General features: G+C 46.4%; 3 protein-coding genes and 1 pseudogene. 2 read left to right on the top strand and 2 right to left on the bottom strand.

Annotated features, from left to right (window positions below; all coding sequences use genetic code 11):
• A pseudogene (locus OGY09_RS00300) lies at positions 1-605 on the top strand (hypothetical protein); the annotation flags it as partial.
• Positions 605-949, top strand: a complete 345-nt coding sequence (locus OGY09_RS00295) for a tail fiber assembly protein (protein ID WP_150388429.1) — start codon at positions 605-607, stop codon at positions 947-949. The pseudogene OGY09_RS00300 and the gene OGY09_RS00295, both read left to right, overlap by 1 nt.
• Here the strand turns inward: OGY09_RS00295 and OGY09_RS00290 are convergent.
• Both OGY09_RS00290 and OGY09_RS00285 read right to left on the bottom strand, forming a co-directional pair.
• A complete protein-coding gene (locus OGY09_RS00290; protein ID WP_001472198.1) occupies positions 921-1274 on the bottom strand; it encodes a tail fiber assembly protein in 354 nt (117 codons plus the stop codon). The two genes, OGY09_RS00295 and OGY09_RS00290, sit on opposite strands and share 29 nt — an antisense overlap.
• Positions 1271-1962 (bottom strand): pyocin knob domain-containing protein (locus OGY09_RS00285; RefSeq protein WP_286589735.1); only part of this gene is annotated, 692 nt, incomplete at its 5' end. The genes OGY09_RS00290 and OGY09_RS00285, both read right to left, overlap by 4 nt.

Here is a 1962-nt window from a genome sequence, read left to right as displayed (position 1 = left end):
TTGGTTTGGAAGATTTAGCAAAAACAAGCGAAAACAACACATTTACTGGCGACCAGAAATTCACGGGAGGTGTATCACTTCCGGCCAATACTGCTTACAAAGGGATTGGTTTACAGGCTTGGTTTGATTATAAACAAGACAAAGACGACACATTAACGGCGTTATCAGGAAAGGATGTTGACGGATTACTTTTGTATCTTGGATTAACCAGCGCCGCGAAAACGGATGCTAAAAATACATTTACTCAGAAGCAAACATTTTCAGGTTCAGTAGCTCTCCCGTCTGATACAACTCTGAACGGGACCGGGCTTGAATCTCTGTTTGACAGTAAGTTAGATGCCTCTAATGCACTGGGAACGGGACAGAACTGGGTGGATGTTACCGCTTCACGAACTGCCGGGGTGACTTACACCAACACCACAACCAGACCGATCTGCGTATCTATTCCTGAAACGGCTGATGGTCAGCGTGGATTGTATGTCGGAGGTGTATTAACGGCGTTTGCGCGAGGGGCAGATTCAGATTCAACATTATTTGCCATTGTGCCACCTGGTGCGCAATACATATTTTCGGGCGCATTTTCTTCATGGGCGGAGTTACGGTAATGCAATATTTCAAAAATAAAAGCAATGCAGTGTTTGCATATGAAGATGACTGTGATGAGGAATTTATTCTGAAAGGGTTAATTAAAATATCGGAACCGGAAGCAATGGCCCTTTTAGCTCCAACAGTTGAGGAGCAAATTGCTGCCGCTGAAGCTAAAAAAGCACGACTCCGTTCAGAGGCTGATAGTGAAATAGCTTGGCGACAGTACGCCGTTGACAGAGGCAAAGCGACGGCTGAAGAAGCCGCCGACTTGATAATCTGGCAGGACTATAGGTTGAATTTGATGCGCGTTGATACGGCAACCCCCGTATGGCCTACGCCTCCGGGGGAACAGGCCAGTTAACATTCTCGGGATCGGTTTTGACCTCCCACGCCTTAACCTCATTTTTATAATCCAGCCACGCTGACAGCTTAGCTTTGTTGGCGTCGCTGATTTCACCCAGCATCAATTCCGTACGCCAGTCGAGCATAACAGCGTCTGCATGGGTCAGTAGTTGCTGACGCTCGTATTCGGCTGCGGCAATTAATTCCTCTTTGGTAGGAGGCGGATTCAATATTTCATTTGCTTCATTTTCTGTTATTAGCGTTAATCCTTCGGCAATGAACTCTTCATCACACTCATCTTCATACGCGTAAATATTATTTTCGTCATCAATATAATATTTCATCGTAATTCCCTCCACGTGAACGTTGTAATGCCAGATACGTTAACTCTGTAAGTGGAACCCGGAGGAATAACCGGGCAATATCCACCGGCACCCGATGGCGTTAATCCATCTACCACAATATTTAAAACCCATGATGTTGTTGGTCGGACAAAGTCCAGCAAAAGCTGTATCGGTTTTCCGGTGGTGTTTGTATAAGTGACACCTACTGAACGCTGTGACGTCACATCAACCCATGACTGACCGTGTCCGAGTAAAGGAAGATTGATATCTTTACTGCCATCAAAAGAAACGCCATTAATTAACCGTGCAACAGAAAGCTTTGCTGCAGCCACCGCGACAGCATTCGACGCAAGTGCGCCAATGTCTGCAGGAGTTGGTTTATGGTTTGTTCCATAAAACTCAGTCCAGGGCTTCCACGGTCCCCCTGTCGTTTCAAGCCCCCTTACAAATTTTCGTCCAGAGCCGAAAGCGGTGTACTCCTGCTGGCAACCGTAGGCGCTGGGGGTGACTAACAGCGTACCGGCTTCTTTGATGGGGTAATGATGCTCGGACGTGGCATTCTCATCAAGAGACTGAAAATACACTCCCGCTCTGGAAAAATCGTAAAGCGTATTCAGGTCAATGGTTAAAGCTGACTCTTTAACCTGAAACGCATTTGCCGCCAGTTTTACTGTTTCTTCCAAATGAA

The sequence above is a fragment of the Citrobacter sp. Cpo071 genome, from assembly GCF_030332765.1.
Classification (GTDB): Bacteria; Pseudomonadota; Gammaproteobacteria; order Enterobacterales; family Enterobacteriaceae; genus Citrobacter; species Citrobacter portucalensis.
Note: the sequence above shows the minus strand (reverse complement) of the source record. Positions and strands in the feature narration are given on the sequence as shown.

Bases quoted from the DNA above. Each gene is read 5' to 3' on its own strand.
- OGY09_RS00295 (WP_150388429.1), top strand. From the start codon at position 605: ATGCAATATTTCAAAAATAAAAGCAATGCAGTGTTTGCATATGAAGAT.
- OGY09_RS00290 (WP_001472198.1), bottom strand. From the start codon at position 1,274: ATGAAATATTATATTGATGACGAAAATAATATTTACGCGTATGAAGAT.